8 protein-coding genes are annotated in these 6929 nt (G+C 39.2%); all 8 read left to right on the top strand.

Going from position 1 to position 6929, the window contains the following annotated elements; translation table 11 throughout:
* Positions 1 to 17 precede the first annotated feature (17 nt).
* The 8 genes from DXB39_RS14390 (at position 18) to DXB39_RS14360 (ending at position 6900) form a co-directional block, all read left to right on the top strand.
* Complete coding sequence (locus DXB39_RS14390; protein WP_117842370.1) at positions 18 to 680, top strand: hypothetical protein; 663 nt, start codon at positions 18 to 20, stop codon at positions 678 to 680.
* A 39-nt stretch (positions 681 to 719) separates the two neighbouring features.
* Positions 720 to 1220, top strand: coding sequence for a hypothetical protein (locus DXB39_RS14385; RefSeq protein WP_117842371.1), 501 nt, complete (start codon positions 720 to 722; stop codon positions 1218 to 1220).
* Entirely contained in the window at positions 1221 to 1364 is a 144-nt protein-coding gene (locus tag DXB39_RS14835) for a hypothetical protein (RefSeq protein ID WP_158566004.1), read from the top strand.
* Positions 1365 to 1429: 65 nt separating this feature from the next.
* A complete protein-coding gene (locus DXB39_RS14380; RefSeq protein WP_117842372.1) occupies positions 1430 to 2965 on the top strand; it encodes a hypothetical protein in 1536 nt (511 codons plus the stop codon).
* A 36-nt stretch (positions 2966 to 3001) separates the two neighbouring features.
* Complete coding sequence (locus tag DXB39_RS14375; protein ID WP_117842373.1) at positions 3002 to 4399, top strand: prepilin peptidase dependent protein A; 1398 nt, start codon at positions 3002 to 3004, stop codon at positions 4397 to 4399.
* 16 nt (positions 4400 to 4415) lie between these two features.
* On the top strand, positions 4416 to 4961 hold the full coding sequence (locus DXB39_RS14370; protein WP_117901613.1) for a hypothetical protein: 546 nt from the start codon (positions 4416 to 4418) through the stop codon (positions 4959 to 4961).
* A 198-nt stretch (positions 4962 to 5159) separates the two neighbouring features.
* Positions 5160 to 6197 (top strand): DUF4885 family protein, encoded by a 1038-nt coding sequence (locus DXB39_RS14365; RefSeq protein WP_117842390.1) that lies wholly within the window; start codon positions 5160 to 5162, stop codon positions 6195 to 6197.
* Positions 6181 to 6900, top strand: coding sequence for a DUF6033 family protein (locus DXB39_RS14360; RefSeq protein WP_117842389.1), 720 nt, complete (start codon positions 6181 to 6183; stop codon positions 6898 to 6900). The genes DXB39_RS14365 and DXB39_RS14360 overlap by 17 nt, the downstream gene beginning before the upstream one ends.
* Positions 6901 to 6929: the final 29 nt, after the last annotated feature.

The following is a 6929-nucleotide window of genomic DNA, read 5'->3' as shown; positions in this document are numbered from 1 at the left end:
AACCGTGAGGTGGATTTATGGGAATCTCTTTTTCAAATATAGGAACAGTTGGAAGGGAACAGTTAATTACTTCTGGTAGTAATGGAGAACCAAACTGGTCTTATATTCCATCGAAAGGAAAAAGTACAAGAACGCAGACTGAATTTGTGAGTGAGATTAAGAAACTGGCACAAAAGGCTGCCAATGCTACTGATAAGACAGAACAAGATGCTATTTCAAGGCAGCTATTGCAGTTAAGGGAAGAATATTTGTCAGAGGTTGCACCGGATAGAAAGCAGTTATACCAACAGGCAAAAAGTGCAATGAAAAATCAAAATGCCAATCCAAAATGTAAAGGGATCGGAGAATTAACCTTACTGGATTTTTTGGAACAGGCAGAGGGAAAAAATCAGAATCTTGCAGATAAGCAGATTGCACTGGCAGGAGGCGGAACATTAAATTTCACTATTTTAACATCAGGTGGTTATGGGGTTCAAATTCAGAGTCAGGGTGTGAATGTATTGTTGAATACCGGTGCCGGCTGGGGGTATGAAATGACTCCGGCAGAACTTACAAAAAAAGATGAATTCTATTCCATTTACTGGAAGGAATATAATGCCGTAAAGAATGGTATGAATTCTGAATTGAAAGAACTACCGGATTATCTGGAGAAAAGACCAGTTTTTGAAGCGAAAGCCTAATGATAATAATGCAATTCAAATAAAAAGGAGTATTGATATATGCAGATTAGTTCCAACTATTCTATGAATGGTGTGTCATACGAAAACAGACGCAGACAGAATGATATTCCTCAATTTAGTACAGAACGTGCCAAACAGGAAAATGAGAGTATAAATCCATATATGGCAGATACGGATTTTAACGAAAAAGCATTTGATATGATTGGTCCGAATGCTCCGCAGGATGTAAAAGATGCATGGATGGAAGCAGCGAAGGAAGTAAATGCGAATGGTATGGGAATAAAGAAAAACGGAATGTTGAGCCATATATCACAGATGATGATACAAAGGCTGAATAAGCAGATGAAGGGCGAGGGCGATGTGGATAACATCGACATTTTGGGAAACACAACAGAATCTGCAATTCAGGCAACGAAACAGGCTTTATATAATTTAGACCATCCACTGGAATATGTCCCTAAAAGCATAGAAGTTCAGAGGGCTTGTATGAAAGAAAGAGAATTCTATGTTGCGTTTCTGGAAAGATTGGAAAAGTTATAATTGACTGGAACAGAAACGGAAAATGACAACGATGAGATGGCAAGACGAAAAGCTGTACAAAACGAATATCTAAATAGCCAGTTGGCGGCGGCAGCATATAAGAAAAGCAGTATTATTTTACCGGATAATCCTGTTATACTGTAGGCTCATCTTTTGACAGGAAAGCATGAGAATACAGGTAAGATATTTTTCGGGAGGAAGGATAAGAAATGGAAATAAACAGTAATCATTCTACATATGGGGCGGCATTTCGTCAAAAACCGATTTTTTTCATGTCTGGAAAGGAAACAGTGGCATTTTTTGAAGGAAAACTGAAGAAAAATATGACACTTCAGGAAGATTCCTGTACACTTGGCAGCAATGACACTTATCGCAGACAGCATACCACTTATGAGGTTTCGGACAAGAAGAAGGGAAGTACGTTTCTGGATCTGGATTTTCTGATTAAGGACGAAACCAGCAGTCTGAAAGGAAATCTCAGTGATAAAAAGGATGTGGATTTCTATAACTTTTCCATTCCATTTAATCGAACCATACAGAATTATTTTGGGGTTCAAATATACATGGACATGCCGGAAGGCTGTGATTATGACCTCACCTTATATGATGAATATGGCAATCAGGTCGGAAAGGCAGAATGGGACGGGGAAGGACGTAAAACACTGACCATCCCGAACTGGGATACAAATACCAATAAATATTGTATCAAGATAGAAAACAAAAATGGGGAAGAAGTTTCCCCGGATGATTATTATAAAATCAGTTTCAAGGTTTCTGAAAATAAAGAACAGGAAAAGACCGATGCCATAAGGGCGGCATTCGGGAACCTTCACGGTGCATACAGCCGGAAAGATGAAAATTGGAGGGAATACCTCGACAAATATAATGAAGTCCTGATGGATACAGAGAAAAATTATACAAAAGAAATGGAGAAACTCCACCAGAAGCAGTTTGAAAGTCTGCCGGAAGAAAAACAATACAAAGGCGGGCGCACAGTGGATGAATTGTTGCAGGACATGGCAGAAGGAAAGACACTGGATGATGCGGAAACGGAGTATGTGAAGATTTTTGCAAACCTGAAAGATTTTGAGAAAGCACAGCAGAAGGCGGAACTGAAACATGATTTTTCCGAGGATTTTGTAAAGGATCTGGAAAGCAAAGGTATCTCCCGTGATGAGCTGGAGGGAATGCAGATAAAGATTGAAAGCAATGGGAATGTAACAGTGAGCGGTATCGAAGATAAGGAAGTCCGGGAGCAGGTTCAGAAACTGGTAGAGGAAAAGTACAGTGACCGGATGTATCAGTATTACACAGGAATTGCTGACAGTGTGGGAAATCTGTCGTCCAATACCTATCAGTATGCCACGGATGTGCAGGAAGTCAGGCGTTACTTAAAAGGGGTTACGGGAGAAGATATTTCTCTGGAGAACCTTTACCTGACACCAGACGGAAAGATTGGCGGGCTGCCGGGAAAAGCTGCTGATCTGATCAACAAAACAAAGGACAACGCCAAGATAGAGCGGATAAAGGATGCATTGATAAATATTATAGGACATAACCGGACAAGCGGTGATCTGGGGATTCCAGACTTTACTTCGGAGTTTCAATTCAGTAATGGTGCTTTTTCTGTGGCAGACAGCGGTTTTACGGTGGATATGGCGGCATTGGATAGAAGGCTGACGCCACAACCGCATGATAACATGTATTCGGATATGTATGCGTATAGTTTCAGGAAAGTATTATGATTATGAAAAGTAATTATACACAAGGAGAATGAACAGATGGTAATAACCCGCACAGTAGAGATGCATGCGCAGCTTGTGGGATATGATTTTAAGAAAAAAGGTTTACCCACTGATAAAAATATTGCAGTAGAAAATAGTAAAGTTTCCAATGATTATTTCTGGAAAACCAATAAATATACGGATCAGGATGTGTTTGGAAGAACACTGGATCTGACGGCACTTATCAATAAGCCGGACGGATATTTAAAGGGAAGTTTATCGGATACGGAGGATGTGGACTATTACGAATTCAATATTACAGAGTACCGGGCATTAAGTTTCGCGAAGGATACCTATAATAAGGATATTACGATCATTTTAGATCATATACCGGAAGGCTGTGATTACGAGATGGTTTTGTATGATGAGGAAGGCAATCAGGTCGGCATTGGGAAAGAGAATGGAAATGGCGGTCTTAGTATTACCATACCGAACTGGAATTCGGACAACAGAGGTTATACCGTGAAGGTACAGGCAAAGAACGGTTCGACGGTAAACCCGGATGCCGAATATCATCTTTCCTTCCAGACAACGCAGGCGGATAAAAGCCATGGAGCTTATCAGGAAATGGCAGAGGTTCAGAAGTATGAAGGGACAGTCAGGAAGCAGATGCAGGAAGGCTTAACCGATACTGAGGAAACGCGTGCAATTAAGGAAATCCGGCAGAAGTACAAAGCCTATTATACAGAGCAGATGGAGAAACTGCATCAGAAACAGGCAGAAGATGTTATGCAGGGTGGGGCAGTGCCGGATGATGAGCAGATTCATAATTTACTGGAAAAAAAAGCAGCAGGAGGAGAACTGACGGAACAGGAAAATGCTCTTTTAAATATCTTTTGTACTGCAGCAGAGCTGGATCGTGCGAATGCAAGTGCAAAAATGAATACCACAGTAAAAGATAGGATATCTGCTGATCTGCAGGAAGCGGGAATTGATATTTCGGATTCCACGTTTTCCATAAAAATTGGGGCGGATGGTCAGGTAAGTGTGGACGGTATTCAGGATCATGCAATGAAACAGAAGATAGAGAATGTTCTGTCAAAGTATTCGGATGAGCTGATGGATATTTATTTTTGCACGGATTCAAAAATACAGGAGTTGTCAGATAAAGAAAAATATCTGTTGCAAGCTGCGGTGGATGTGGGAAAATTTTTATATAAGGCATCTGGCGGCAGCGTATCGCTTGGAGACCTCTCCGTGGAAAATACAGCGATACATGGTCTGCCGAAAACACTGGATGATCTGTTGAATAATCCAGGCAGGAATCTGACCTATCAGGATTACGCAAGCGATATCCGGGAAATTTTAGCATATAATCGGACACAGCACAAAGATATTATGTCTGGGTTAAATGTACAGTTTGTTATAGCAGACGGTACAATTCAGATAAACTGATTGGAGGAATAGAAGTATGCACATTGGTTCTGGTCTGAATACCGTATCTTCATTGTACGGTCAACAAAAAGGTAATCAAATGAAAACTCCTGCATCTGCGGAAAAGACATTTTATACGGCTGAAACACCAAAGGTATACCAGATATTCACAACAGATAATATGTTATGGACAGGAGGTAATGGTACAGGTCTTTCTTATTGCCTTAAATATGCGGATGATTCGACGGATGAAAATCCTGTAGTGGTAGCGAAAGGTGTGGATGAAAATGGGAAAGAGTTTGAACAAAGAATATATATAAATGACGTTAATCCATCAAATGCTACAGTAGTCGAAATGCGTGCATTGGAGGCACATTACAAAGTGGAGAAGCAGGGAGGTTTCACGTCTCTGCCGCTTGAAGCTGGTAATATGGGACTTAACGACAGAAGAGATTTTATCGCAATGTTCAAAAAAAGCATAGAAGATTTAAATAAATTGGGAAAGTTTGACTTATCGTTGCTTTGGACGAAAAGTATGGATACATATCTTGATCTGACAAGTGCAAATAGTAAGTATAAATAGTGCTTAGTCATTTGAACATAGGAAAAAAAGAGAACTTGGATTACATATCATATTGAGGCTGAGAGAAAGCCAACAGGTGACACAGTCGGAAGAACTCCGGATAATGAAGAAAAAATGTGGAAAATAAAATGAAAAAAGTTTATCGATAGGGTTTCAGTATGATTCACATGATACAGATTATAAGGTAGGTGGTATAGTATGGTTACTGTAAATAATTCTGACTATTATAATAACATTCCAGTAGGCAGGGATTTAAACAACCTGCCCAATACTTCCAGCGCTGGTACAACTGTAGGATATCAATATGATGGACTTACCGAGGAAGATCGTTTCGTACAAAAAGTTTTGCAGGAGCATTATGATAAAGTGTACAAAGAAAATTTGTCTCATTCTGATCCAATGGCATATATCGAATCAAAATATTGTGATGTGACCTCACCTAATTTTTGCTCATATATGACAGAAGATCAGCGTTCCATAGCTTACCGCAATGAGAAAAGAATGTTACAAACAGGAGGAAAATATTCGGCTGGATTTGCCCGGTATGATTATGCATTAAGGAATTACAAGGATGTATATACAGGTGGTTCAAGAAGTGTTGGTTATGTACGCAATACTGACAGGGAAAAACAGTATGCCAGAAGTGTTGTAAATCAGCAAATTTCAAATCTGTTTTCAAAGAATGGAATATCAATATCAAAACAAGCAGATTTGACATTTTCTATTGATCCATATACATATCAATTAACTGTGTCAGGAAATGCAGATAGAGACACATTATCGCAGATAGAAAAATTGCTGAATGAAGGAGATAATGCAAAAAATATTTGGACGCATGCGTGGATTTGTATGCATGATTCAGACAATGAAATTGTTAATTCGCAAGCAAATAGGACAAAGGCGAACCAATATTCTTTATGGCATGAAGTGTATGAGACAACAGGGTATGATGCACGCAATGCGACATATAGAAATGGTACTTTTATTGCAGAGGATGGCACAGATTTACTTGCCTTGTTTAAGGAAAAGTCTAAAAATGGCGCAGGGTATGAACTTTATTCTAATAGATGGTTGGAATATGCTAAGAATGGCTGGAAAAAAGAAAATGATTTAGTATTGAAAATAGGCTTTGACAGCAGTGGATTGTATGATATAGGGCAGGAAAGAGGATATGGAGCAACGCAGAATATGTGGATGAAAGGTATTAGTCAAAGTATATTTGAAGCTAGCGTGTGATCAATATTATATTGATTCTGAGAGAAATCCAACAGGTGGCATAGTTGGAAGGACTCCGAATAATGAAAGGAGATATGTTAATATGGCAGTTACAGGAATAGGAACATATGCGTCATATACGAATAGTTATGGCAATACACAAAATGCTGGAAACAAAACGGGCAGGACATATAAGAATGCTCATGAATATAAGAACTATTTAACACAAAAATACGATTGTTTACGAAGCAGGGATTATTCCGTAAATATAAACAGTTCTCTTTTGTCAGAGGCTATGGGAGATGAAAAGACAAAACAATGGTTGGAGTACAATTTATCGCTAATACCAAAAACAATAGAACAGTCAAGAGCTTATGTGGCAGCAAGAGGAGCAAAGATACTGAGTTATAGTATTACTATAAATGGATATGATAGCATGAGTTCTGTAATGTGTACTCAAGATGAAGTTGATCCGGGAACAGAAAAAGCAAGGAAAGAACTTGAAGAAAGACTCGAGAAAAGGAAAGCAGAAAAGAAAGAGACAGAGGAAAGACTGGAAAAACAGCGTGCCGAAAAACAGGATCAGGAAGAACGGCAATATAATCTGAAAATTGATGGAAAAGATGTAGCTGACCTGACAGGAAAAATGGTGGAATTGGTAGGTACTTCAATTCCTATAGGAGTGACGGAAAGCGGAGTTTCGACATTTGATGTGCTGGCATAGAAACTGATATGAGTATGCCGGGATGTATT

It is taken from the genome of Roseburia sp. OM03-7AC (assembly GCF_003462625.1).
GTDB classification, from domain to species: Bacteria; Bacillota; Clostridia; order Lachnospirales; family Lachnospiraceae; genus Roseburia_C; species Roseburia_C amylophila.
The sequence above is the reverse complement of the archived record's forward strand: the minus strand, read 5'-3'. Positions and strand labels throughout refer to the sequence as shown.